Source organism: Polaromonas sp., from assembly GCF_041689105.1.
Lineage (GTDB): Bacteria > Pseudomonadota > Gammaproteobacteria > Burkholderiales > Burkholderiaceae_C > Polaromonas.
The window spans coordinates 1-24,345 of sequence record NZ_JBDNGU010000172.1 but is presented as its reverse complement, the minus strand read 5'-3'; the positions used below and the strand labels follow the sequence as shown (position 1 = coordinate 24,345).

The window sequence follows — 24,345 nt, the reverse complement described above, 5'->3', positions numbered from 1 at the left end:
GTGCTGACCGATGTGGCGCATGCCGTACCGCTGGCACGTGCGCTGGTGGCGGGCGGCATCCGCATGCTTGAAGTCACTTTACGCACACCGCAGGCACTGGCCTGCATCGAGGCGATTGCCCGCGATGTGCCCGAGGCGGTGATAGGTGCCGGCACAGCCCGCAGTGCGGCCGACGTGCAGGCCTGCGCCATGGCTGGCGCGCGTTTTATCGTCAGCCCGGGCTACACCCATGCGGTTGGCACGGCCTGCCGTGATGCACACCTGCCGCTGCTGCCCGGTGTGGCTACCGGCAGCGAGATCATGGCGGCGCAGGAGGACGGTTTCACCGAGCTCAAGTTTTTTCCAGCGCTGCAGGCCGGTGGGCTGGCCATGCTCAAGGCCTGGAACGGGCCTTTCGGTGATGTATTGTTTTGCCCGACCGGCGGCATCACTGCCGCCAACGCAGCCGAATTTCTGGCCCTGCCCAATGTGGCCTGTGTGGGCGGCTCCTGGCTGGTCCCAGCCGACGCGCTGGCGCGCGGTGACTGGATGCGCGTCACTGATCTGGCGCGGCAGGCAGCGCAGCTGCCGCGCTGATTTTCCTTGAACTAAAAAGGGCTTCAGCCCTTGCTGGTCAAGCGCAATCTGCTATTAAATGTATAGCATGTCGATTCCATGCATGCGGCTGAACACAGGTGACAGCAGGCCCTGCGGGGCGCAGCTTGTGCGGCGTATGATTTTTCATTTCGCATCGAGAGGTCCGCTGTGCAAACGTTCAACAACAAGGTCGCGCTGGTCACTGGCGGCGCAGGTGGTATCGGCCGGGCAGCGGCGCTGGCCTTTGCACGGGCCGGTGCCAGTGTGGTGGTGGCCGACCGCGACGCGGACGCCGGCCCGCAAACCGTCGCGTTGCTGCAGGCAATGGGCGGACAGGCCTTGTTCGTGCCGACCGACGTGACACAGGCCAGCCAGGTAGAGACCATGGTGGCGCGCACGGTGGCGGCTTACGGGCGGTTGGACTGTGCCTTCAACAATGCCGGCATTGAGGAGGAACACATGCGGCTGGCCGACTGCAGCGAAGACACCTTTGACCGCATCATGGGCGTCAACGTCAAGGGCGTCTGGTTGTGCCTGAAGTATCAGCTTGCGCAGATGTTGCGACAAGGCGGCGGCGCCATCGTCAACACCGCCTCGGTGGCGGCGCTGGTGGGCGCGCCCAAAATGGCGGCCTACAGCGCCAGCAAACACGCGGTGCTGGGGCTGACGAAATCGGCGGCCATCGAATACGCGCGCAAGGGCATTCGTATCAACGCGGTCTGCCCCGGCGTGATCCGCACCGCGATGTACGAACGCGCCGTCGCCGCAGACCCGCAGATCGGCCTGGCCGCGGCGCAGATGCACCCGCTCGGGCGCCTTGGTGAGGTGGACGAAGTCGCCGCCGTGGTGCTGTGGCTGTGTTCCGACGCGGCCTCCTTTGTCACGGGACACGCGCACACCGTCGACGGCGGCCTGACGGCGGCCTGATTGCTTCAGGGTGGGTGCCGTGTTTGCTGCGACAATCGAGGTCCTCCGCAACGATTTTCCAGAGTCTTTTCATGTCCAGCTATCAAGTTCGCCCCGCCACCGTGCGCGATGCCCAAGCCATTGCCGAAATCCATGCCGCCTCTTCGCGCGCGGCCTACCAGGGTCTGCTGCCCGATGACCAACTTGGGACCCTGTCGGTGGACAAGCGCCAGCAGTTCTGGCGCGACGCCATCGAGTTCATGGAGCCCCAGGTGCACGTGGCCACCGATGGAAACAAGCTCGTGGGTTTTGTCGGCTTCGACCGTTCGCGCGACAAGGGCACCCCTTCGAACTGCGGCGAAATCTGGGCCATTTATGTGGACCCGGCGCATTGGGACAAAGGCGTCGGCGTTGCGTTGTGGGACGCCGCCAACGACGGTCTGAAGGAAGAAGGTTGTACCAAAGTCACCGTCTGGGTGCCGGTGCGCAACGAACGGGCATTGCGCTTTCATGAGCGCGCCGGCTTCAAGCGCGAAATGACCTCGCTCAAAACCGTGCTGATCGGCAACGTCAAGCTTGAGGAAATGCGCCTCAAGCGCGAGGTGGGCTGAGCCCGATCCCGCAAGGCAAGCGGTTCAGGACGGCACGTCGAGCACACGTTCCTCATCGGGAATCACCGACATGTCTTCTTCCGGCGAAAGCGGCAGGTCTTCTGTGTCTTCCGCTGCGGCGGCCTCTTCGGGATTGGTTTCACGGGGTCGCCCACTGTGGCTGGAAATAAAGGTCATGGTCGTGCTCCGGTTGGAGCTTTATCTTGCGCGGGCCTTGCCAAAACACCCCTAGGAAAATCCTGCCAGATCCTGTCAGTGCCGGCTGACAGCTGTTCTGGTGCTGTATTTGGCACCCAGCCCTTGCTGGGCAAACGCTACGCGCTATCCATTGCGTAGCAAATCCAGGTTGAATTCCTGGCCGTGGCGGCCGTTGCGGCCGCTGCAGACGCTGTATCAGGATGGTCTTGATGATGAATACCGCCCCTCCTGCCCCGACTTCTCCCACCGTATTTATTGCCCTGTTCGATACTGCCATGGGTCACTGCGGCATCGCCTGGAGCAACGCGGGCATCTGCGGCGTGCAGTTGCCCGAGCCAGACGCTGGCCAGACACGCCAGCGCATGTGCCAGCGGTTTCCCGGGGCAGCGGAGGCGACCCCTTCCCCCGTTGTGCAGACGGCCATAGCCGGCATCGCCGCCATGCTGTGTGGCGAGGCGCACGCGCTCGACGCCCTGGTGTTCGATATGCGCGGCGTACCGGCTTTTCATCAGCGGGTCTACGAAATTGCGCGCGCCATCCCGGCGGGTCAGACCCTGACCTATGGCGAGGTGGCGGCCCGGCTCGGCGAGCCTGGTGCCGCGCGCGCCGTTGGCCAGGCGCTGGGGCGCAACCCGTTTGCGCCCGTGGTGCCCTGCCACCGCGTGCTGGCTGCCGGCGACAAGCCGGGTGGTTTTTCTGCCAGTGGCGGGATACGCACCAAGTTGCGCCTGCTGATCATGGAAGGCGCCATGCGCGGCACGCCTGGTCTGTTCGACTGAGGAGAGGGACATGTCAGCGCGACTGGCTGCCTTGTCCTACAGGCGCGCCATCCCGCCGCGCACAGCACGGCCGAGCAGATTGCTACAAAGTCACAGATGCACCCATCCCTGCCATCGCGGCAGCGTGGGTTTCCGCGATCCACCCACTTTTTGAAGGAACCCACCATGGATAAATCCAGCGCCAACGCAAACGCCATCAGTGCGGCCGAAAACACGATCCAGCGCGGTGTCAGCCAGGCCGGTAGTTCGCTGCATGAGACCATCGACAAGGTCACCCAGCCTGCGCACGGCACCGTGGATCGCGCCGCCACGATGGCTCACAACACCGTCGACAAACTCGCCAGCGGCGCCAACAGCGTGGCCGGCAAGGTCAGCGAGCAAGCGCACCGCTTTACGGACGTTCCGCTGCAGGCGGTAGACTATTCGAAAGCTTACATCAAGGACCACCCGCTGCAGGCCGTGGGCGCTGCGCTGGTGCTGGGGATGCTTATTGGCCGCCTGACTGCCAGCCGCTATTAGTCGCTAGACGCTGACCAGCCGCAGGCGGGTGATCTCCGAAGGCGCGCCAAAACGCTTCGGCGGCCCCCAGTAACCGGTCCCCCGGCTGGTATAGACCCACAGTGAAGCCAGCCGGTTCAGGCCGGCGGTGAAAGGCTGCTGGAAACGCACGAAAAAATTCCACGGCCAGAACTGGCCGCCATGGGTGTGGCCGGACAGCTGCAGGTCGAAGCCGGCTTTTTGAGCTTCCACCGCACTGCGCGGCTGGTGGGCCAGCAGAAGCTTGACGGGCGAGTCTGCGGGCGCGCCGGCCAGCGCTGCATGCGGATCGCTGCGGTGACTGCTGTCGAAATACCCCGCACTCCAGTCCGCCACGCCGGCCAGCACCAGGCCATGCGCAAGCACCACGTGTTCGTTCATCAACACGCGAAGGCCCAAGCGCTCAAGTTCGACGATCCAGGCGTGTACGCCCGAGTAGTACTCGTGGTTTCCGGTGACAAAGTAGGTGCCGTGGGTCGATGACAGGCCCGCCAGCGGCGCGACATGCGGCGCCAGGTCGGCCACCGTGCCGTCCACCAGGTCGCCGGTCACTGCCACCATGTCCACCCCCAGCTTGTTGACCACATTCACGATGGCCTGCAGGTAGCCGCGCTTGATGGTCGGGCCGATATGGATGTCGCTGATCTGCGCGATGGAAAACCCGTGAAGGGCGGCTGGCAGTCCGGTAATCGGCACATCGACCCGCACCACCGCGGCGGTGCGTCTGGCATTGAAAAAACCAAAAAACGACATCAGCAGCCCGAGTCCGGCCACCGCGACAGCCGACCAGGCGCTCACGGCGGTGAGGGCAGGCAGTGCAAAGGCGGCGGGCGCGGTGGCCAGCAGCAGCCAGCCCGTCAGCAGGGCTGCGTCGCGCAGCAGGGTCAGCACGAACAACGACGAGAACAGGCCCATGAAAAGCAGGCCGGTCCAGGCCACGCGGTCGGCCAGCACCGGCGCCTTGATGCGCCGAGCCATCAGGCCCAGCGGGGTCAATACCATGGACGCCAGCAGGATCAGGCCCAGCAGCGCCTGGGCCCACGGCCAGGCGGCCAGGGCTGGGAGCAGGCGCACGCCCAGGTAGGCGTGAAGAAAGAGGGAAAACAGCAGCAAGGGCATGAAAAGGCCAGGGGCAGCGCGAAACGGCGCCTCCCGGATGTGGCTGCGAACCGCGTGAATGCAAGAGGCTTAGTCTGACCGGTGCCTTCCCCAGGCGCGTGCAGCACCATAACCGGCCAGCGCGCTTCCGCAAGACAGTGCGGTTCCCCAGGCCATGTCCACCAGCGCCAGTGCCACCGGCCAGCCCTTCAGTGTGGCCAGGTTGCTGAGGTCGTAAGTGCCGTAGGCGACCAGGCCAAACAGCGCGCCCAGGGCGGCGGCGCGGGTCCAGCCTTGCTTGTCGAATGCGGGTCGCACCGCAAACACCACCAGGCCGGCCGGGTAAAGCAGGTAAAACGCCGCCGCCGGCAGCAGCAGGGGCTGCGCGCGCATCAGCGGGCCTATCCAGTCCTGGTACTGCCCGGTCATCAGCACGCCCAGCCAGAGCATGTCGGCCGCCAGAAAAAAGACCAGGGCGCCAGCATAGGCGATCAGTGCATTTTTAATCATTGGCCCATTGTGTACCGGCGTGCCAGTGGCTGCAAAAACCTCATCGCAACTGCGACAATGGCTTGATCATCATTTCGGAAATTTCCATGGCCAGCAGCCTTTTCGCCCTGCTTGACGATATTGCCACCGTCCTCGACGACGTGGCGCTGCTGACCAAGGTTGCGGCCAAGAAAAGCGCGGGGGTGCTAGGCGACGACCTCGCGCTCAACGCGCAGCAGGTGGCTGGCGTCAAGGCCGACCGCGAGTTGCCGGTGGTCTGGGCGGTGGCCAAAGGCTCGTTCGTGAACAAGGCCATCCTGGTGCCGGCGGCGCTGGCGATCAGCGCGTTTGCGCCTTGGGCCGTCACGCCGCTCCTGATGATTGGCGGCGCCTTTCTCTGCTACGAGGGGTTTGAAAAACTGGCGCACAGGCTGTTGCACAGCAAGGCCGAGGATGCCGGGCATCAGAAGGAGCGGCTGCAGGCGCTGGCAGATCCCGCAGTGGATCTGGTCGCGCTCGAGAAAGACAAGATCAAGGGCGCGGTGCGTACCGACTTCATCCTGTCGGCGGAGATCATCGCGATCACGCTGGGTACGGTGCAGGACAGCGCCTTTGCCACCCAGCTTACTGTGCTCAGCGGCATTGCCGTCCTGATGACCGTTGGTGTTTATGGCCTGGTGGCCGGCATCGTCAAACTCGACGACGGCGGCCTCTACCTGAGTAAAAAAGACGGCTTTCTGCGCAGCCTGGGCCTGGGCATTCTTGCCACCGCACCCTGGCTCATGAAAGGGCTGTCGGTCGCTGGCACGGCCGCGATGTTCCTGGTCGGCGGCGGCATCCTGACCCATGGCGTCCCGGCCCTGGATCACGCCATCGAGGCGCTGGCCGCGCGCACCGGCCCTGTGCTGGGCGTCGTCACGCCGCTGCTCGCCGATGCGCTGGTGGGCATCGTGGCTGGCGCGCTGGTGTTGGCCACGGTATCGCTGGTCAAAAAGCTGCTTCCCAAGCGCGCCAGAGCCGGCCCGACGGCAAGCCGACGCGCGCCATAATGCGTTGTGCTGGCAAGTCGAAAACTTCGCCACCTCACAGAAGCTACCGGCGACCCGTCGCTTGATGCGCCTTGCGCTGCGGCCCTTTTTACCTCACTCCCAGGATGATTTCATGACCCTTTCGATGTACCAGGCCTCTGTTCCTGTCTTCAAACAAATGCTGGGCGCGCTGGGCAACGTGCTGGCCAAGGCTGAAGCCCATGCCACGGCCAGGAAAATCGAGCCGAACGCGCTGCTGCAGGCACGCGTGTACCCCGACATGTTTGCGCTGCTGCGCCAGGTGCAGATCGCCTGCGACTTCGCCAAAAGCGTGTCGGCGCGAATTGCCGGCGTGGAGGTTCCGGCTTATGACGACAAGGAAGAAAGTTTTTCTGATCTGCAGGCGCGTATTGCCAAAACCCTGGCCTTCGTCGAGAGCCTGAGTGCGGCGCAGATCGATGGTAGCGAAGAGCGCCGCATCGTGACGCAGGCCGGCACTCCGAAGGAAAAAATCTTCAGCGGGCAGTCTTACCTGTTGAACTACGGCCTGCCGAATTTTTTCTTCCACACCACCACCGCGTACGCCATCTTGCGTCACAGCGGTGTGGAAGTGGGCAAGAAAGATTACATCGGCAGTTACTGACCTGGCGTGTCCTTGGTCGGCGTTTTGGCAGGAGCGCTCCGTGACGACGGCCGCGGCCAGGGCGCAGAGGTTTCATCGAGATGGTTTTGCGACCCCTCGGCAAATGGCCAGCCCTTGTTCTGCGGCGCTGGCTGGTTGGTTTCCGGCGCGGGAATGCCTTGTTGGCCGGGTCTGCTGTCGCCAGCGTTGCGTGGGGCATGGGGCCGTGGCATGGGGTCTCCTTGGGTGAAGCTACCAATCTAGGGCTGTTGCCCCGGCACCCGTGTAAGACGGTCCTGCCTTCCGTGTAGGACGGAAAGGGCAGAAGTGTCTGGCCTGCAGCCGCTATCAAAAAAAGAGCTTGCTGCGCCCGTTCCATGAGGGCTGCAGGTATTTTTCGTTGTTGATCCTGCGCTGGCCGGGCCAAGGCCTGCGCCGGCGCGGTAGCATCACCCCATGACCATCTTGCTGGCGCCCATGGAAGGGCTTCTGGACTTTGTATTGCGCGACATCCTCACGCGGGCCGGCGGCGTGGACCGCTGCGTCTCCGAGTTCATCCGCATCACCGACCAGTTGCTGCCCGAACGGGTTTTCACGGGCATCGTGCCCGAGTTGCTCAATGGCGGGCGCACGCTGGCCGGCGTGCCGGTGCGTGCGCAATTGCTGGGGTCGGATCCGGCCTGCATGGCCGACAACGCCGCGCGCCTCGCCACGCTGGGGCCTGCCGGCATCGACCTGAACTTCGGCTGCCCCGCCAACATCGTCAACCGGCACGGCGGTGGCGCTGCGCTTCTCAAGGAACCTGACACCCTTGCCGCCATCGTGGCTGCCGTGCGGCGTGCCGTGCCGGCCCACATGCCCGTGTCGGCCAAGATGCGTCTGGGCTACCACGATGATGCGCTGGCCATTGACTGCGCCCAGGCCATAGCCAGCGGCGGCGCGGGGGAGCTGGTGGTGCATGCGCGCACCAAGGCGCAGGCCTACCGGCCGCCAGCGTACTGGGAACGTATTGCCGACATCCGCGCGGCGGTGTCCATACCGGTGGTGGCCAACGGCGAGATCTGGACGGTGGACGACGCGCGCCGATGCCGCGAGGCCTCGGGTTGCGACATGCTGATGATTGGCCGTGGCGCGGTGGCTGATCCCGGGTTGGGGCGGGCGATCAAGGCGGCTATGGGTGACGCCGATGTGCAGCCCTTCGGCTGGCCGGAACTGGTGCCGCTGCTGGCCGATTTCTGGCAATTGGTGTGTACGCGGCTGGATGCGCGCTCGCGGCCAGGCCGGCTCAAGCAGTGGCTCAATTTTCTGCGCCGGCGTTTTCCCGAGGCCGAGGCCGCCTACCAGTCGCTCAAGACCATCAACGATCCCGCCCTGATCGACCGCTGGCTGGCCGGCGTGCTGCAGGAGCGGCTTGCGCAACCCCGTCTGGCTCCGCCGCGCCCACTGCTGCAGGTGGCCTGAGCGGCGCTGCGTTCAGGAGAACAGGGCCTCGAAACCGGCGGCTGGCTCAAACCGCTTGTTCCGGTAGTGCAGCCGTGTCGGGCCGGGCAGCGCCAATTCGCGTACCGAATGGCGCGCATCGCCGGGGTAACAGATGACGCGGCCGTCTTCGTCATCAAAGGACTCGGGCTGGATCAGCGGCGGGCGGCGCCCCCGAGCTGCTGCCAGCGCGCTGTCCACGTGGGTGTGCCGCGCCAGGTGTGCCAGGCTCATGATCTGCGGCGGCGCCAGCTCGATCTGGCCGGCCCAATACTGCTGCAGCGCCGCGCGCGGGCTGAGCCAGATGCTTTCGGTGGTCTCGAAGTCATCGTGGCGCGCGATCTGGCCGTCAGGTACTGCGGCCACAAAAAAGCGCGTGTCAAAACGCTTGTTCATGACCGAGGGACGGACCGGCGTGATCCAGCGCGACCAGGGCAGGATGCTGCGGGTCTGCAGCCGCAGCGCAAGCTGAGCAAGCATCTGGTTGAAGGTCAGGCCCTGCCGCAGCAGCGCGGCGGCCTGCGCCGCCGGCGCGGTGGCTGTGGGACCCTGCGCAAACAGCACGCCCGACTCCTCGAACGCTTCGCGCAACGCTGCCACGTGCAGCGCCGCCGCGGTGCTGTCACTGATGTCGGTCTCATTGAGCCCGGCATGTAAAGCCGGGAGCGGCTGGTCCAGATGCGCAGCCATGTCGAGTTCGGCGTCCGCTGGATCGACCTTGCCGCCCGGGAACACATAAGCGCCGCCCAACACATCGGACAAGCCATGGCGTTTCATCAGGAAGACTTCAAGACCTGCTGGCGCGTCGCGCAGCAACACCACCGTAGCGGCCGGTCGCAGTGGCGTAGAGATGGTTTCGAGGTTCAGTTCCATGGTGTCTTCAAGGGGGCAAGGGGTCCGGGCGGGAGGGCACTGTCCATTACAGTACAGGCTCATGGCCTGGCGAGGCTGAGACTAGCAGAGTCGAAGCGGGCCACCGATCACCAACATGACAGGGGACAAAGCATGGGTATGGATTTCACGGGCCGCGTGGCCATCGTCACGGGCGCTGGCGGCGGTCTGGGCAAACAGCACGCACTGGCGCTGGCCGCGCGCGGCGCGAAGGTGCTGGTCAACGACCTGGGCGGCGCGCGCGACGGTTCGGGCGGCTCGGTCAGCGCCGCCGAGGCGGTTGTCAACGAAATACGCGATGCTGGCGGCGAGGCCCTGGCCAACGGCGCGTCGGTCACCGACTTTGCGGCGGTGCAGGCCATGGTGCGGCAGGCGGTGGACGCCTGGGGCCGCGTGGACATCCTGGTCAACAACGCCGGCATCCTGCGCGACAAGAGTTTTGCGAAGATGGAGCTGGCGGACTTTGCACTGGTGATGGACGTGCACCTGATGGGCGCCGTGCATTGCAGCAAGGCGGTGTGGGAGCTCATGAGTGCGCAGAAATACGGCCGCATCGTGATGACCACCTCGTCGTCCGGCCTGTACGGAAACTTCGGCCAGTCCAACTACGGCGCGGCCAAGATGGCGCTGGTGGGGCTGATGCAGACCCTGTCGATCGAGGGCGCGAAGAACGACATCCGCGTCAATTGCCTGGCGCCCACGGCTGCCACCCGCATGACCGAGGGCTTGATGTCCGAAGAGGTGCTGCAAGCGCTGCAGCCTGAAGCCGTGGTGCCTGCCATGCTGGTGCTGGCCGCGCAGGACGCACCAACGCGGACCATTCTCTGCGCCGGTGCCGGCACGTTCGAGGCGGCCAACATCACGCTCACGCAGGGCGTGTATCTGGGCGTTGGTGAAGGGGTGCCAGAAGCACTGGCCGCCAGACTTGATGAAGTGCGCGCACGTGACGGCGAGATGGTGCCGCAAAGCGGTTCTGCGCAAGGCAGCAACGAGGTGAGCCTGGCGCTGACACAAGCATCCAAGGCGCCAACGCCAGCCTGAACCGGACGAAAATACCGGCAAAAAAAATGCAGCCGGGTTCGCTGGGCAATGTTCCGACGTTTCGCCCGGGGGCGGAGGTCAGATACCTGCCTTTGTAACGCGACACCCGGCTGGCACATTGGCAGTCTGCGTCGGGAAAGGGGTCGCGCTTGCAGTCCGGCGCCACCGCGCCTTGTAGTCCGCGTCTGGCGCAGCGCATTTCGCCCGGTTGCTCCATCCCGCTCTCATCGCCCCTTCGCACTGGCGCTGAGGGTAGCTTGCGGGCGCTTTCCGAAACCACAACATGGTGTTGAAACGGTGCAAAGACTGACCTCGAAAGTCGCGAGTTGAAAACGTTGGAGGCCCGACCGAACTCGTCCTACATGGGCACGCGCATGAAACTGACCTGCGACAAAAATTTTGAGTCTAGATTGAATTCAGTCGATCGCCTGATCGGCATTTTTTTAATCAACTACCTCTCACGGGGTTTACCTGGAGCTACCCATGAAAGTCAATCAATCTCTGACCGCCGCCATCACTGCTGCCGCGCTGGTTGCCGGTGCTGGTTTTGCCTATGCCCAATCTGGCACCACACCGGGCGCTCCTGGCGACCTGAACGCAAAAGGTACCGCATCCATGAAGGTGCCAACGACCCCTGACGCCAGCGCCGGCACCACGATGCAGGCTCAGCCTCTGCGGGCCCAGCCTTCGATCAGCACGGGCACGACCATGGACAACACTCCGCCCAGCACCATGGACACGACGCTGCAGCCACGCGCTGACCGCAATTAAGTTGCTCCAAGGGCTTCGGAGAAGTCAGACTTTTTTGATTTGTCTTCCCCGAATCCCTGGCTTTGTATTTTTGAATCATGAATGATCAATTTCTGAAAACTCATGGCGAGCAATGACACTTCGCAATGGGACGCGATGCTCAAGGGCCTGGGCATGGGTTGTGCGATGCTTGCCCTGATATTGCCTGGTCAGGTCACATCCCGGCCCAGCAGGCCGTTGGCTGTGCCCGCTGTGGCGCTCACTGCGCCGTCACTGGAGCCTGTACTTCTCGTCGCTGATTTCAGGGGTGAAGACGCATCGCCCGACGCCAGCCAGATGGCCAACTGGGTGATGCACACAGGCGATCACCGGGGCATGCCGTTTGTCATTGTCGACAAACGGCAAGCCCGGGTGTTTGTTTTCAGACCGGACGGCACCCTGGACGGCGCCACCCCAGCGCTCATGGGCTCAGCCATCGGTGACGACTCGGTTCATGGCATTGGCGAGCGTGAAATGTCCGCCATCCTTCCCCATGAACGCACCACGCCGGCTGGCCGGTTTGTGACACAGCCGGGCATCAACTCGCTTGGTGAGGACATTGTCTGGGTCGATTACAACGTCGCCGTGTCCATGCACAGGGTGCGTGCCAGAGAACCAAAAGAGCGGCGCCTGGAGCGGCTTGCATCTGCCACGCCGGATGACAACCGTATTTCTTTTGGCTGCATCAACCTGCCCGTTTCCTTTTACGAAACGGTGGTCAAGCCCGCCCTCGGCGCCAGCCGCGGTGTTGTGTATGTCCTGCCAGAAACCCGGCCGTTGCAGGCCGTGTTCGAGGCCTACAGAGTCGCTATCAAGAGCTGAGTCGCCTGCTTGCCGGTCTGTCGGATAAAACCTACAGACCGCGCCTATCCGTGCAATCCCTAGCGTTGAATGAAAATGGCTGCAAGGCCTTTGCAAGCATGGACTGGTCGCTATCGAAAAGATAGTTAGCCGCCCTTTTAAATATCCCCACGCTTGCCAATTCCTGTACCTGGTCGGTAGGATGTGTCCTACACGCCGGGCTTGCGCCTGGTTCGGGTCCCAACCTATCCAACCAGGTAAAACCAGATGAGCCTTCGAAGCAAAAGCTTGTGCGCTGCGGCAACCCTGGGCGCGCTGTTTTTGCTGTCCACCCCGGCTGCTGCCACGCAGGAACTGCCGCTGCCCCTGTCAGCCGATTTTGCTGGCGAGGCGGCTTCTGCCGAGGCCCGTTACACCGCCGCCCAGGTGATGGCGTTGGCTGACAACAAGGGCCTGCCCTTTGTCATCGTTGATAAAAAAGAGGCCCGGATATTTGTTTTTGAGGCCAGCGGCAGGTTGCGCGGCGCCTCGGCCGCTCTGCTGGGGCTAGCCAGCGGGGACTGGTCGGTCCCCGGCATTGGACAGCGGCCGGTCACCAGCATCCTGCCCGCAGAGCGCACCACGCCGGCCGGCCGCTTCCTGTCCCAGGCAGGCCGCAACCTGCAAGGCGAAGAAGTTATCTGGATCAATTACAGCGAAGGCCTGGCGATTCACCGGTTGCGCCCGGGCAGCAGCGAGGAGCAGCGGCGCGAGCGCCTGGCTTCAAGCAACCCCAGCGACAACCGTATTTCGCTGGGCTGCGTCGTGGTTCCGGTGGCTTTTTACGCGTCGGTGGTCAGTCCCATGCTCGGAAAAAACTACAGCGTGGTGTATGTGCTGCCCGAAACTCGGCCGGTCCAGGCGCTGTTTGGCGGGGAATCCATCGGGCTGAGCCTGCTGACTCGACCCTGAGCGTCGGGCGTTCAGGGCCGGACGGAGGCGCTGGTCACCGCCCCGCTGCGTGCCATTGAGAGGTCGGTGGCATAGGCATTGCGCTCCATCAATGAATTCACCGCCCGGTTGACGTTGCCGCCGCGCGGGCTGTGCACCGGCGGGCATGCAGTGTCGGTGATCGAAAACACCAGATGACCATCGGGAAACACCGCAGGCAGCGTCTTGTGCAACTGGAAACGCATGTCCACCGGTGCGGCAGCCGCATGGTAGATCACCTGGTTGGCGCGGTTGTAGACGGTGTAGCAGGCCAGCGCATGGCCACTGAACAGGCTGGCAAGCACAACGCCAAGGGCGTATTTCAGGGGCAGGGCTGTTTTCATGGAGGGCCTTTCACAAAACCCCACGATGGACCGCAAGGCGCGGCTTCTGCGCAGGCGCTCAGGGGGTTGTGCTGTCAGGAAATACGCTTTCCGTGCGCTGGAGTTTGTGCCAAGTCAGGCCATTAGCCCTTGATCGACAGGCGCTGGCAGCTATCAAAATCAGAGCAAAAGCAGGCCCTCGTCAAGCCATGCGTCCCTTGTTGGCGAGCACCACGCAACCGGTGATGAGCCAGGCCTTGGCGCCCCGCTGCAGGCTGTACACAGCCAGCCAGGCGTCGCCCGCAGCGTCTTGCATCTGAACCCGCTGGATCACCTGGCCGTCCTTGCTTTCCGGCTTGAGAAAGGCGACCGATGCCGGTCGATACACAACCGGGTAAGCGTTGCGCACCATGGCCATGAAGTTTTCTGCCGTTCCCACCGCATCGCGCACATTGGGCGCCGCGTAAGAAAAAGCCCGGTTCGCGTCATCTGCGGCAAAGGCCGCGAGCTGGCCCTGCACGGCGGCACGCACATTTTGCTCATCGGCCGGGCTCAGTGCGGTGGCACGGGCGGGTGCTCCCAGCGCGGCCAACCACACCGCCAGCAGATACACGGCCAGGGTGCGCCAGCCGGCGAAGCGGGTAAGAGCACTGGTCTGGCTGGTCATGAAAGTCTCCTTGGGTCGTTGCAGCAATTGTCCACGCCCGCCTTCGAAAAAAAATCTGCCTGTCTATTTCCGCATGGGCGTGCGCGTCTGCCGGTGATACGCAGGCCCGGCGGTCCTGGATGCAGGTTGCCGAGTTTGCGGCCGCGTCCTACCCTGCTATCAGGCGATGAGCGGCCCTGCACCCGCCTGCGTGCGTCGAGAATAGGGACCATTGCATTGACCTGAAACCCGGACTCCAAAGAACATACGCATGGACAGCACCAGCAGCGCCGCGTGGTACGCGCAACTCGCCAAACCTTTTTTCGCCCCACCCGCGTCGGTGTTCGGTCCGGTGTGGACGCTGCTCTACGTTGTCATCGCCATCAGTTTCGGCTTTGTGTTGCTGCAGTACCTGAAACGCCGCCTGCCGCTTCGGGTGCTGCTGCCCTTCGTCCTGAACCTGGTGTTTAACCTGCTGTATACACCCTTGCAGTTTGGCCTGAAAAACAACGCTCTGGCCAGCGTCGACATCCTGCTGGTGCTGGGCACGCTGCTGTGGGCGATGACCGTGATCTGGCGCCGTGCGCGCTGGGTGGCGCTGGTCAATGTTCCTTACCTGGCGTGGGTGGGGTTTGCCACCGTGCTGCAGCTCAGCATCACCTGGCTCAACCGCTAGAAGCCGCACCATGAAAATCCCCCGTTCTTCGGTGTTGGGCACTGTCTCTGTCGTCGTTGTGCTGGTGGTTCTTGTCACCTCGGGGTGTGCCGCCTGGCGCATCAAGCAGACGGTCGAGCTGGCCCGGCAAAGCGAGCCTTTCCAGGCGTCGCCCACTGACGCCAGCGCCAGCTTGCTGGTGGTGGGAGACAGCACAGCGGTCGGCACCGGCGCGTCTTCACCGCTTGAAAGTGTGGCCGGACGGATTGCCCGCGACCATCCGCATCTGAAAATTGTCAACCGCGCTGCTGACGGCGCCCGGTATGCGGACATCGCGCGGCAGATCGAAGGGGCCGCAGGTCAGCATTTTGATGCCATTGTTGTGCTGGGTGGCGGCAACGACGTGATCCGCCTGACACCTTATGCGCCGTTGGAGGAAAACATCGCCCGTGTGGCGGCGCTGGCCCGCACCCAGGCCGCGCTGGTGGTGTTGATGCCCTCGGGAAATGTGGGCAGCGCCCCTTTTTTCTTTCCGCCGTGGTCGTGGCTGATGACGCAGCGCTCCCGGGCGCTGCACCGCATGGTGCGCGAGGTAGCCGCAGACAACGGCGCGTTGTATGTCAACCTGTTCAAGGAAAAGGAAAACGACCCGTTTGCCCAGCGTCCCGACGAGCTCAATGCGAAGGACGGGTTGCATCCCAACGATGCGGGCTACCGGCTCTGGTATGCCGAGCTCGACAAGCAGGCCGATCTGGCCAGGCGCCTTGCTTCGTTGAAGCGTTGAGGCCCTGCGGCGGCCGACCTGGTTCATAAGCCTTTGGCTGGCTCGGTGTTCTGGAAGTCCAAAGGCGTGGTGTCGGCGAAAGCCTGCTGCTTGATGTTGGCGTCCCGTATTGCAAACATGCGCTCCAGGTCCTGCAGCACTTCGGCGTCTTCGTCGCTGCCGGCCAGTGCGGCGCTTGGGGCTTGCGCAGACGGGGCTGCAGCCGCGGGGACTGGCGCAGGTGCAGACTCAGTGGTTGAGGCCTGCAGCATGGCCGCAACCACCGGCATGCTGCTCCGCGCGGGCTGGGAGAGTTCGAGCCAGATGGAAGGATCCGGCATGTCCATGTAGGGGCAGGTTTCACCCACATCCAGCTCCCAGGAGATGCCGTGCAACCAGACCGAGGCTTGCGGTTCAAACTCGGTGATGGCGGCCATGAATTGCTGCTGGAAAGCGTTCGCATAGGTCAGCAGCAACATGTCCCAGTGCCGCATGACCAGGCGCACATACACGCCCGGGCCGCGGCTGCGGCTGTTGACCACCAGCATGCGGCATTCCACCCAGCCGGGGGGGATGCCGTGTTTTCGCAGACCGTCGCGCAGCATCATCTGAATGAGCTGTCGGCGTGTGGCGTTGTCGGAGTTGTCCTCGATGGAATGCGGATTGTCGGGGTCTTCCGCCCGCTCTCTTTTCACCACTTTTGACTGTGAGTGGGGCGGCTCTGTCGGGGCCGGTCTGGTTTTCAGACCCAACAGTTTGCTGATCGCTTGTCTCATGGCTGTGCGTTCCTTGCGGCAAACCGGCTGGCGCGAGCGGAAGGCTCTCGCTGCGCGGCGGCTGGTGTGATTGATGGTCGTCCAAGTGGCATGCCAAGTCAAGCCGGTGGCGGCGCGGCCATTCGCTGCAGGGCTTCCTGCCGCCAGTCTGCCGCAGCAACGTCGTAACTTTCCCACACACAGCCGTTGCGGCCCCGGCCGCAGCAACTGGTGGGCTCGGGCGGCGGCTCGCGCAGCAGCACGCCGCGGGCACTGGCGTTCAGGCGCAGCGCCGCCATCATGGCGCGCCGCATCGTGGTCAAGGGCCTTTGCGGGGCAAAAGATCGGCGCGCAGGGCATGGAGGCAGTGGGGCGGGGTGCCGCCAGCCGTCAAACTGGCAGGGAGGGTAGCAAACCCCGCTTGTGCAAAACGGCATCGTGGGGCAGGCACAATCCGGGAGTCACCACTTTTTCCCCGCTGCCATGTCCCTCGCCGTCATTGAAATCGAAACCGCCGCCAATCCAACCGCCACCGTCCTGCTGATGCACGGCCTGGGTGCGGACGGCCAGGATTTTGTGCCGATGGCGCAGGAACTGCAGCTCGCTGCGGTGGGGCCAGTGCGCTTTTTGTTTCCCAATGCCCCAGTGATTCCCGTGACCATCAACGGGGGTTATCAGATGCCGGCCTGGTATGACATCCTGGGCGCAGACCTGACCGAGCGCCAGGACGAGCCTGGCCTGCGTCGCACCCAAGCCAGCATCAACACGCTGATCGAGGGCGAAATCGCGCGCGGCATCCCGGCCAGCCGCGTTGTCATCGCCGGGTTTTCCCAAGGCTGCGCGATGGCGTTGATGGCCGGCCTGCGTTACCCCGAGCGGCTGGCCGGCATCATCGGCCTGTCCGGCTACCTGCCGCTGGCTGACAAGCTGGCGGCGGAGCGCAGCGCGGCCAGCGCGGGTTTGCCGATTTTTCTGGGCCACGGCCGGCGCGACGGCGTGGTGCCGCTGGCCGCCGCAACGGCGACCCGCGATGCGCTCGCGGCGCTGGCCTACCCGGTCGAGTGGCACGAGTACGCTATGGAGCATTCGGTGTGTTTGGAAGAGATCGCCGACATCAACACCTGGCTGCTGCGCGTGCTGGCGTAGGGACATTCCCGCCTTTTTGCGCCCTGTCGGCGACGTATCCCCCCGTTGTAAAACGGTTCTCGGAGTCAAATAGTGCTCCAGCCCTTATGGGGCGGGGGCAAGCAGCTATAAAAACAATAGCGTTCGGGTGGTGAGACTGATCCCCGAACAAGGGCTACCCGGCCCCCGCCCGGCGCTGCAGTGGTGGCCGCCTGCAAACAAGCCCGGCCTGTGATACCTTGCACGCCACGAAAGATACAGAGGGACGACTTTATGAACAGCTTGCATGCGCGCCCCGGCGCGCTATTGGTTGACCGCCTCCAGGCGCTCAGCCCTGCGAGGCTGAAAGGCATGCGCCGCGGCATAGAAAAAGAAAGCCTGCGTGCGCAGCCCAGTGGCGCCCTGGCACTGACCCCGCATCCGGCGGCTCTGGGCTCGGCGTTGACCCACACCAGCATCACCACCGATTTCAGCGAGTCGCAGGTCGAGTTGGTCACGGCCGCGCACCCCGGCCTGGGCGACGGCGCCGACGCGGCCCTCAACGAACTCACGCAGATTCACCAGTTCACCTACCGCGCGATGAAGGAACTGGGTGACGAGATGCTCTGGGTCTCCAGCATGCCCTGCGGTCTGCCTACGGACGAAACCATTCCACTCGGCCGATATGGCTCGTCCAATGTCGGGCGCGCCAAAAGCGTCTACCGCATGGGCCTGGGTCACCGTTATGGCCGGCGCATGCAGACCATCTCCGGCATCCACTACAACTGGTCGCTGCCCGGTGTGTCCAGCGAAGAGTATTTCGGCCTGATCCGCAATTTCCGACGCCACGCGTTTTTGCTGCTCTATCTGTTCGGTGCCTCGCCCGCCGTGTGTTCGACCTTTGTCGCCGGGCGCCAGCACGAGCTCCAGCAACTGTCCAGCGGCACCATGTACATGCCGCATGGCACCTCGCTGCGCATGGGGCGTCTGGGTTACCAGAGCGATGCACAGGCCTCGCTGGCTGTCAGCTACAACAGCCTGGAGGGTTATGGCGCATCGCTGCAAGACGCGCTGACCCGGCCTTATCCGGCCTATGAAGCGGTGGGCATCCAGAACCCCGGCGGCGACTACAACCAGTTGGCCACCACGCTGCTGCAGATTGAAAACGAGTTTTACGGCACCATCCGGCCCAAGCGCGTGATTTTTCCGGGCGAGCGCCCGCTGCATGCGCTGCGCGAGCGCGGTGTCGAATACATCGAGGTGCGCCTGATGGACCTGGACCCGTTCGAGCCGGTCGGTATCAACGCCCAGACCATGCGGTTTCTCGATGTGTTCCTGCTGCACTGCCTGCTCTCGGACAGCCCCCCCGATACGCCGCAGGAGATTACCGAACTCAAGCACAACCAGCACCACACGGCCGCACGCGGTCGTCAGCCCGGCCTGAAGCTCAAGCGCGGCGGGGGCGAAGTGCCGCTGACAGGTTGGGGTGCCGAGGTGGTGGCGCAATGTGCACCGATTGCCGCCGCCCTGGATGCCGCGCATGGCGGTACGCAGTACAGCGACACCCTGGCGGCCGCCGAGGCGGCGCTGCTGGATCCGGCCACCCTGCCGTCGGCCCGTGTGCTGGCTGCCATGGCAAAAGACCACGACCATTCCTTCGTGGCCTTTGCGCGCTCGCAGTCTGCGTCAACCAGACAGGCGCTGCTGAGCCTGCCGTTTTCCGCAACCCAGCAGGCGGCCTTCGAGGCGCTCACCCATCAGTCGGTTGCTGCGCAGAAAAACATTGAAGCGGCCGACACCATGCCCTTCGAGATCTACCGCCAGCAATATGTCTCTCTCGAGCGCTTGGATGTGCCCAGCCGCGAGGCCGCAGTTGCCCTTTAGCCAGCTGGCTTCCTCGGGCTCAGGCTGGCTGCTGGGCCAGCTGATTCAGCAGCTCACGGGCTGCGGCTTCCGATGAGGCCGGGTTTTGCCCGGTGATCAGGTTGCCATCGTTCACCACATGGGACTGCCAGTCGGCACCCTTGCTGTAGCTGCCGCCGTTCTGGCGCAGCATGTCTTCCACCAGGAAAGGCACAACGTCGGTGAGCTGCGCGGCGGCTTCTTCGGTGTTGGTGAACCCGGCGACTTTTTTACCCTGAACCAGCGGCGCGCCGCTGGCTGTTTTGGTGTGGCGCAGCACACCGGGCGCGTGGCAGACGGCAGCCACGGGTTTGCCGGCGGTGAACATGGTTTCAATCAGGCGGATCGAGTCTTTGTCTTCGGCCAGGTCCCACAGCGGGCCGTGGCCGCCCGGGTAAAACACGGCGTCAAAGTCGTTGGCCGACAGGCTGGCGAGTTTGACGGTGTTGGCCAGTGCCTGTCCGGCGGCCACATCGCCCTTAAAGCGCCGGGTGGCGTCGGTCTGTGCGTCAGCCGCATCGCTTTTGGGGTCCAGCGGCGGCTGGCCGCCCAGCGGCGAGGCCAGTGTGATCTCTGCGCCTGCGTCCTTGAAAACATAGTAAGGCGCGGCAAATTCTTCGAGCCAGAAACCGGTTTTTTTGCCGGTGTTGCCGAGTTGGTCGTGGGAAGTCAGAACCATCAGTATCTTCATGTCGTTCCTTGAAAAGCCAGCTTTTGCTGGAGGGTGAAAATGAGGTGGCAAGCTGCACGGGTGCATGCACAGGTGCGGCCAGACCATCATTTTGACGCGCAAACGCCCGAGCCCGTGTAGGCGGAGGGGCGGTTTACCTGTCAGGTCCACGCGAGGGTGGTTCACAATTCGACTTGGCCTGCTGAAAACCGGTCCCTGCAATACAAAGAAAGAAAATTCCCAAATGGCCATCCAGTGGTTTCCCGGTCACATGCACCTGACCAAAAAAGCCATCAGCGAGCGCATCAAGGAAATTGATGTGGTGATCGAGCTGCTGGACGCGCGCCTACCCGGCTCCAGCGCCAACCCCATGCTGGCCGAGCTGACCAGCGGCAAACCCGCGCTCAAGGTGCTCAACAAGCAGGACCTCGCCGACCCGGCGCGTACGCCGCTGTGGCTGGACCACTACAACAGCCTGCCGGCGACCCGCGCCATCGAGCTTGATGCCAGTGCCACCACGCCGGCGCGCCGGCTGATCGACGCCTGCCACGCGCTGGCGCCCACACGCGGCAGCATGGTCAAACCCATGCGTGTGCTGATATGCGGCATTCCCAACGTTGGCAAATCGACGCTGATCAACACCCTGACCGGCAAACGCGCCACCAAGACCGGCGACGAAGCCGGCATCACCAAGCTGGAGCAGCGTATTGTGCTGGCCGACGGCTTTTACCTGTGGGACACGCCCGGCATGCTCTGGCCGCGCATCATCGTGGCTAAAAGCGGCTACAACCTGGCCGCCAGCGGCGCCATTGGGCGCAATGCCTTCGATGAGGAGGAAGTGGCGCTCGAGTTGCTCGACTACCTGATCAAAAACTACCCGGCCGCGCTGCAGGCGCGCTACAAGGTCGAGCTGCCGCCTGGCATCACCGACGAGCAGGTGCTCGAGGACATAGGCCGCAGGCGCGGCGCGGTGCTGGGCAAGGGCCGCATCAATCTTCAGAAGGCTGCGGAAATCGTGATCTATGAGTTTCGCGCCGCCTCGCTGGGACGCCTGACCCTGGAGACGCCCGCAGAGTTCGCCGGCTGGATGGCCGCGGGGCAAAAACTTGACGCTGAAAGGCAGGTCAAGAAAGACGATATAGAACACAAGCGGCTGGTCAGGCTCAAAAAAATCCTGCGGCCCGAACGGCCAGGCTAAATGCGCCCCAAGCCCGACAGGCTCCTAGTGCCGAGCCGCCGCGCAATAGTCGAGAAACAGCTCCAGCTCCGTCGACTTGTCAAAAACCGCGTCTGCCCCACAAGCCATGCAGCGCGTGCGCATCTCTTCGGTGGCGTAGTTCGACAGCACGATCACCTTCTGAATTCCAGAGCGGTGTGCACAATTTCTCAGCACACCGAGGCCGGTGCCCTGCAACAAAAACAGGTCCAAAACCAGCAGGTCCCAATCCTGGGGGTGCTGGGCCAGCCAGCGACAGGCATCCTTCTCGGTCGCCGAGTACCCGATGGTTTCCACGCCGGCCATTTCCGTCAATGTCTCGACCAGGTTGTCTCGTATCAGGTCGTTGTCTTCAACAATGTAGGCCTTCGATGCCATGAGGTCTTGAATCTGTTCGGGAGAGGCCGATCCGTGCCGGGGATGGCCGAGATGGTTCGTCGGGTTCACTCAGCCAGTCTCGTGGTTAGCCGGCTCCTGTGCCGCAAGGCATTGCATGACACCTGTGTAGGACAGCACGCCAGCTACCGCCTGTGGAGGTCTGGCCCTTGAAAAAAGTGCCCCCGTTCCGGGGCACGCTTGCAGGCGGATGGGCTGCCCAATCCGCGCCCATGAGGCCGGCAGCTATTGAATTGCTAGCGCGGCAGACCCTGCCCGGGACCAGCCAGCGGTCTCAGAAGGGGCGGGAAGGACCGCTGGTGCCGGTGAACTTGCGCCGCAGGTACACGCCGACAAACGCGCAGCCAAGTACCAGCGCGAACCAGCCTGCCAGCGAGGCTCCCGCGACGATGCCCTGCATGCCGGGAGACTGGATGAATCGGGGCGAGACCAGCACGGCCAGTCCGATCAGGGCGCACAAACAGCCCTTGAACAGCAGCTCGTTGTTGGCCTTGTTGCTGTGGCGGCGGACGGGGGGAGGAGGTAAAGGCATGGCCCGATTGTCGGTGATCGCGCAAGACGCGCGGCATGGCGGGGCATTCGGGTTGCGGCGGGAAGCGGCTGCACCGATCCGGGGATGCATTTATAGTGGCACTCACTGTTTCAGAGTCCGCGCCACGTTCTTCAGCGTCTTCTGCGCGGGCAACACCAAAAGGGGTATTTTCTTGACGACATCCACCCAGGCTGCGACCGGTCAACCTTCACGTTTCGGCAGCGGCCAGGCCGTGCGCCGCCTCGAAGACGACGCATTGCTGGCCGGTGCCGGCCAGTTCACCGACGACGTGGCGCTGGAGGCGCAGACCCATCTTTTCTTTGTACGCTCGCCCTATCCCCACGCGCGCATTGTGGCGGTCGATACCTCGGCGGCGCTGGCCCTGCCGGGCGTGCTCAGCATCGTCACCGGCGCCGATCTGGTGGCGGCTGGCGTCAAGGCCATTCCGGGCATAGGCGGTTTCACCCGCGCCGACAAATCGCCTTGCGCCACGCCGCCCCGGCGTGCGCTGGCCCACGAACGTGTGCGTTTTGTTGGCGAGGCGGTGGTCGCCGTGGTGGCCACGACGCTGCGCCAGGCGCGCGATGCGGCCGAGGCCGTGATGGTTGACTACGACGAATTGCCCATGGTGGTCGATGTCAACGACGCGATGGCACCCGGCGCGCCGGCACTGTGCCCCGAGGCGCCAGACAATATCGCGGCCGAGACGCGTTATGGGGATGTCGCCGCCACCGCCGCCGCTTTTGCCGCTGCCGCCCATGTGCTCAAGCTCGACATCGTCAATCAGCGGCTTTCGGCGCTGAGCCTGGAGCCGCGCTCGGTGCTGGCTGGTTTTGACACGGCGTCGCAGCGCCTGACCATCCGCATGAGCACACAAATGCCATCGGGCGTACGCAACTCGGTGTGTGACGCGTTGGGCATCCCGAAAGAGGCCGTGCGTGTCATCGTCGGCGACGTGGGCGGCGGCTTCGGCATGAAAACCGGCGTCTACCCCGAAGACGTGGCCGTGGCCTTTTGCGCCCGCGCGCTGCAGCGCCCGGTCAAATGGGTGGCCGACCGCAGCGAGGAATTTGTGTCAGCCACGCATGGCCGCGACCTGCAAACCCATGCCGAGTTGGCGCTGGCCGCCGACGGGAAAATCCTGGCGCTGCGGCTGGCCTCGCTGGCCAATGTGGGCGCTTACCCAACCGGCGCGGGCGCGGCGATCCAGCTGCTGATTGGCCCCTGGGTGCAGACCAGCGTGTACGACATCCAGACCATTGACTTTCATTTTCGCGCGGTGATGACCAACACCGCGCCGACCAGCGCCTACCGTGGTGCGGGCCGGCCCGAAGCGATTTTTACGATGGAACGGCTGATGGACGAGGCTGCGCGTCAGACCGGCATCGACCGCATCACGCTGCGCCGCCGCAACTTCATCCAGCCCGCGCAGATGCCTTACAAAAACCCCATGGGCCAGGTCTATGACAGCGGAAAGTTCGAGTCGGTGATGGACCAGGCGCTGCTGCTGGCCGACTGGCGTGGTTTTGAGGCGCGGGCTGCTGCATCGAAGCAGCGCGGGCTGCTGCGTGGGCTGGGCATCTCGACCTTTTTGGAGTGGACCGGCGGCAACGCGCTGGAAGAACGCGTGACCCTGTCTGTTAAGGCCCCCACGCGTGGCGCTGGCGCGTCCTCGCTGCCCCCCGAGGGGGCTCTCGCGCTTGGGAGCGGCCCGGCGCCACTCGGCGCCGACGACGGCGTGATCGAGGTCTTCTCGGCGGTCAACGCCATGGGGCAGGGCATCCTGACGTCATTGACCCAACTGGTGGTTGATGCCTTTGGCGTGCCTCCCGAAAAAGTCCGCATCGTGCTCGGCGACACCGACCGCGGTGACGGTTTCGGCAGCGCCGGCTCGCGCTCGCTGTTCACCGGCGGCTCGGCCGTGCGTATCGGCGCCGAACGCACGATTGACAAGGCCAGGCAGCTCGCCGCCAAAGAGTTCGAAGCCGCAGAGCAGGACATCACCTATGCGGACGGCAAGTTCACCGTCGCCGGCACCGACCTGAGCCTGGACTTGTTCGAGCTGGCGGCCCGGCAGAGCGACCAGCGCATCTTCATGGAGTCGACTACCGCTGTGGCCGGACCGTCCTGGCCCAACGGCTGCCACATCAGCGAGGTCGAGATCGACCCGCAGACCGGTCACGTGGCGGTGGTGGCCTACGCCTCGGTCAACGACGTGGGCCGGGTGGTCAACCCGATGATTGTGCGCGGCCAGCTTGACGGCGGTGCGGTGCAGGGCATTGGCCAGGCGCTGTATGAACACCTGGTGTACGACCGCGAAACCGGCCAGCTCGTCACTGGCAGCCTGATGGACTACACCGCGCCGCGCGCCGGTGACACGCCGCCCTTCATCACCGAGATGGACGACTCCACCCCCTGCCTGAACAATCCGCTGGGCGTCAAGGGCGTGGGCGAACTCGGCACGATTGGCGCCGGTCCCTCGGTGGTTAACGCCGTGGCCGACGCGCTGGCGCGCCACGGCCTGGCGGTGCAGTCGCCGCGCCTGCAAATGCCGCTGACGCCGGTCAAG

30 protein-coding genes are annotated in these 24,345 nt (G+C 64.2%); 18 read left to right on the top strand and 12 right to left on the bottom strand.

The genetic code is table 11. The features are described from left to right. The 3 genes from eda to ACESMT_RS17790 form a co-directional block, all read left to right on the top strand. Positions 1–576, top strand: a 576-nt coding sequence (gene eda / locus ACESMT_RS17800; RefSeq protein WP_372827936.1) for a bifunctional 4-hydroxy-2-oxoglutarate aldolase/2-dehydro-3-deoxy-phosphogluconate aldolase, incomplete at its 5' end; no start/stop codon positions are given. A 168-nt stretch (positions 577–744) separates the two neighbouring features. Then, the gene (locus ACESMT_RS17795; protein WP_372827935.1) at positions 745–1,503 is read left to right on the top strand and encodes an SDR family oxidoreductase; all 759 of its coding nucleotides are present in this window, start codon (positions 745–747) and stop codon (positions 1,501–1,503) included. Between the two features lie 71 nt (positions 1,504–1,574). Beyond that, positions 1,575–2,093, top strand: a complete 519-nt coding sequence (locus ACESMT_RS17790) for an N-acetyltransferase family protein (protein ID WP_372827934.1) — start codon at positions 1,575–1,577, stop codon at positions 2,091–2,093. A gap of 24 nt (positions 2,094–2,117) precedes the next feature. Here the strand turns inward: ACESMT_RS17790 and ACESMT_RS17785 are convergent, their stop codons facing one another. Further along, positions 2,118–2,270: a hypothetical protein gene (locus tag ACESMT_RS17785; RefSeq protein ID WP_372827933.1), complete on the bottom strand. Its 153-nt coding sequence runs from the start codon at positions 2,268–2,270 to the stop codon at positions 2,118–2,120. A 233-nt stretch (positions 2,271–2,503) separates the two neighbouring features. Here ACESMT_RS17785 and ACESMT_RS17780 point away from each other — a divergent pair, with 233 nt between their 5' ends. Then, positions 2,504–3,070 (top strand): methylated-DNA--[protein]-cysteine S-methyltransferase, encoded by a 567-nt coding sequence (locus ACESMT_RS17780; RefSeq protein ID WP_372827932.1) that lies wholly within the window; start codon positions 2,504–2,506, stop codon positions 3,068–3,070. A 165-nt stretch (positions 3,071–3,235) separates the two neighbouring features. Further along, positions 3,236–3,589 carry a YqjD family protein gene (locus ACESMT_RS17775; RefSeq protein ID WP_372827931.1) on the top strand — a complete coding sequence of 118 codons (354 nt, stop codon included), beginning with the start codon at positions 3,236–3,238 and terminating at the stop codon, positions 3,587–3,589. Between the two features lie 3 nt (positions 3,590–3,592). On the opposite strand, the gene ACESMT_RS17770 is transcribed toward ACESMT_RS17775, so the two are convergent. Both ACESMT_RS17770 and ACESMT_RS17765 read right to left on the bottom strand, forming a co-directional pair. After that, complete coding sequence (locus tag ACESMT_RS17770) at positions 3,593–4,726, bottom strand: metallophosphoesterase (RefSeq protein WP_372827930.1); 1,134 nt, start codon at positions 4,724–4,726, stop codon at positions 3,593–3,595. A gap of 69 nt (positions 4,727–4,795) precedes the next feature. Next, positions 4,796–5,215, bottom strand: a complete 420-nt coding sequence (locus tag ACESMT_RS17765; protein WP_372827929.1) for a DUF2177 family protein — start codon at positions 5,213–5,215, stop codon at positions 4,796–4,798. 86 nt (positions 5,216–5,301) lie between these two features. On the opposite strand from ACESMT_RS17765, the gene ACESMT_RS17760 reads away from it, so the two are divergent. Next, on the top strand, positions 5,302–6,243 hold the full coding sequence (locus tag ACESMT_RS17760) for a DUF808 domain-containing protein (RefSeq protein ID WP_372827928.1): 942 nt from the start codon (positions 5,302–5,304) through the stop codon (positions 6,241–6,243). Between the two features lie 112 nt (positions 6,244–6,355). Next, positions 6,356–6,865, top strand: coding sequence for a DUF1993 family protein (locus ACESMT_RS17755; RefSeq protein WP_372827927.1), 510 nt, complete (start codon positions 6,356–6,358; stop codon positions 6,863–6,865). Here ACESMT_RS17755 and ACESMT_RS17750 read toward each other — a convergent pair. Continuing rightward, a complete protein-coding gene (locus tag ACESMT_RS17750; protein WP_372827926.1) occupies positions 6,859–7,077 on the bottom strand; it encodes a hypothetical protein in 219 nt (72 codons plus the stop codon). The two genes, ACESMT_RS17755 and ACESMT_RS17750, sit on opposite strands and share 7 nt — an antisense overlap. 223 nt (positions 7,078–7,300) lie before the next feature. Between ACESMT_RS17750 and ACESMT_RS17745 the strand changes: the two genes are divergently transcribed. After that, positions 7,301–8,305 carry a tRNA dihydrouridine synthase gene (locus ACESMT_RS17745; RefSeq protein ID WP_372827925.1) on the top strand — a complete coding sequence of 335 codons (1,005 nt, stop codon included), beginning with the start codon at positions 7,301–7,303 and terminating at the stop codon, positions 8,303–8,305. 12 nt (positions 8,306–8,317) lie between these two features. Here the strand turns inward: ACESMT_RS17745 and ACESMT_RS17740 are convergent, their stop codons facing one another. Beyond that, a complete protein-coding gene (locus tag ACESMT_RS17740; protein WP_372827924.1) occupies positions 8,318–9,196 on the bottom strand; it encodes an NUDIX hydrolase in 879 nt (292 codons plus the stop codon). A 132-nt stretch (positions 9,197–9,328) separates the two neighbouring features. Here ACESMT_RS17740 and ACESMT_RS17735 point away from each other — a divergent pair, with 132 nt between their 5' ends. From ACESMT_RS17735 to ACESMT_RS17720, 4 genes are all read left to right on the top strand, one after another. Continuing rightward, positions 9,329–10,255 (top strand): SDR family NAD(P)-dependent oxidoreductase, encoded by a 927-nt coding sequence (locus tag ACESMT_RS17735; protein WP_372827923.1) that lies wholly within the window; start codon positions 9,329–9,331, stop codon positions 10,253–10,255. A 483-nt stretch (positions 10,256–10,738) separates the two neighbouring features. Further along, entirely contained in the window at positions 10,739–11,026 is a 288-nt protein-coding gene (locus ACESMT_RS17730) for a hypothetical protein (protein ID WP_372827922.1), read from the top strand. A gap of 102 nt (positions 11,027–11,128) precedes the next feature. Then, complete coding sequence (locus tag ACESMT_RS17725) at positions 11,129–11,866, top strand: hypothetical protein (protein ID WP_372827921.1); 738 nt, start codon at positions 11,129–11,131, stop codon at positions 11,864–11,866. Between the two features lie 246 nt (positions 11,867–12,112). After that, positions 12,113–12,796, top strand: coding sequence for a hypothetical protein (locus tag ACESMT_RS17720; RefSeq protein WP_372827920.1), 684 nt, complete (start codon positions 12,113–12,115; stop codon positions 12,794–12,796). Positions 12,797–12,807: 11 nt separating this feature from the next. On the opposite strand, the gene ACESMT_RS17715 is transcribed toward ACESMT_RS17720, so the two are convergent. Continuing rightward, positions 12,808–13,158 carry a hypothetical protein gene (locus tag ACESMT_RS17715; protein ID WP_372827919.1) on the bottom strand — a complete coding sequence of 117 codons (351 nt, stop codon included), beginning with the start codon at positions 13,156–13,158 and terminating at the stop codon, positions 12,808–12,810. 181 nt (positions 13,159–13,339) lie between these two features. Then, positions 13,340–13,804, bottom strand: coding sequence for a DUF4864 domain-containing protein (locus ACESMT_RS17710; protein ID WP_372827918.1), 465 nt, complete (start codon positions 13,802–13,804; stop codon positions 13,340–13,342). 250 nt (positions 13,805–14,054) lie between these two features. On the opposite strand from ACESMT_RS17710, the gene ACESMT_RS17705 reads away from it, so the two are divergent. Both ACESMT_RS17705 and ACESMT_RS17700 read left to right on the top strand, forming a co-directional pair. Further along, a complete protein-coding gene (locus ACESMT_RS17705) occupies positions 14,055–14,459 on the top strand; it encodes a TspO/MBR family protein (protein WP_372827917.1) in 405 nt (134 codons plus the stop codon). 10 nt (positions 14,460–14,469) lie between these two features. Beyond that, positions 14,470–15,222 (top strand): SGNH/GDSL hydrolase family protein, encoded by a 753-nt coding sequence (locus ACESMT_RS17700; protein ID WP_372827916.1) that lies wholly within the window; start codon positions 14,470–14,472, stop codon positions 15,220–15,222. Positions 15,223–15,245: 23 nt separating this feature from the next. On the opposite strand, the gene ACESMT_RS17695 is transcribed toward ACESMT_RS17700, so the two are convergent. Both ACESMT_RS17695 and ACESMT_RS17690 read right to left on the bottom strand, forming a co-directional pair. Beyond that, entirely contained in the window at positions 15,246–15,977 is a 732-nt protein-coding gene (locus ACESMT_RS17695; RefSeq protein ID WP_372827915.1) for a hypothetical protein, read from the bottom strand. A 98-nt stretch (positions 15,978–16,075) separates the two neighbouring features. Continuing rightward, entirely contained in the window at positions 16,076–16,270 is a 195-nt protein-coding gene (locus ACESMT_RS17690; protein WP_372827937.1) for an oxidoreductase-like domain-containing protein, read from the bottom strand. A 169-nt stretch (positions 16,271–16,439) separates the two neighbouring features. Here ACESMT_RS17690 and ACESMT_RS17685 point away from each other — a divergent pair, with 169 nt between their 5' ends. Both ACESMT_RS17685 and gshA read left to right on the top strand, forming a co-directional pair. Then, entirely contained in the window at positions 16,440–17,102 is a 663-nt protein-coding gene (locus ACESMT_RS17685; protein WP_372827914.1) for an alpha/beta hydrolase, read from the top strand. 252 nt (positions 17,103–17,354) lie between these two features. Beyond that, complete coding sequence (gene gshA / locus ACESMT_RS17680; protein ID WP_372827913.1) at positions 17,355–18,944, top strand: glutamate--cysteine ligase; 1,590 nt, start codon at positions 17,355–17,357, stop codon at positions 18,942–18,944. Positions 18,945–18,963: 19 nt separating this feature from the next. Here gshA and ACESMT_RS17675 read toward each other — a convergent pair whose 3' ends face one another. After that, positions 18,964–19,653, bottom strand: coding sequence for a type 1 glutamine amidotransferase domain-containing protein (locus ACESMT_RS17675; protein ID WP_372827912.1), 690 nt, complete (start codon positions 19,651–19,653; stop codon positions 18,964–18,966). Positions 19,654–19,876: 223 nt separating this feature from the next. Here ACESMT_RS17675 and ylqF point away from each other — a divergent pair, with 223 nt between their 5' ends. Next, positions 19,877–20,830 carry a ribosome biogenesis GTPase YlqF gene (ylqF, locus tag ACESMT_RS17670; protein ID WP_372827911.1) on the top strand — a complete coding sequence of 318 codons (954 nt, stop codon included), beginning with the start codon at positions 19,877–19,879 and terminating at the stop codon, positions 20,828–20,830. Between the two features lie 24 nt (positions 20,831–20,854). On the opposite strand, the gene ACESMT_RS17665 is transcribed toward ylqF, so the two are convergent. Further along, positions 20,855–21,295: a response regulator transcription factor gene (locus ACESMT_RS17665; protein WP_372827910.1), complete on the bottom strand. Its 441-nt coding sequence runs from the start codon at positions 21,293–21,295 to the stop codon at positions 20,855–20,857. Between the two features lie 223 nt (positions 21,296–21,518). Then, a complete protein-coding gene (locus tag ACESMT_RS17660) occupies positions 21,519–21,776 on the bottom strand; it encodes a hypothetical protein (protein WP_372827909.1) in 258 nt (85 codons plus the stop codon). Positions 21,777–21,948: 172 nt separating this feature from the next. Here ACESMT_RS17660 and ACESMT_RS17655 point away from each other — a divergent pair. Beyond that, on the top strand, positions 21,949–24,345 hold a 2,397-nt coding region (locus tag ACESMT_RS17655), incomplete at its 3' end, for a xanthine dehydrogenase family protein molybdopterin-binding subunit (RefSeq protein ID WP_372827908.1).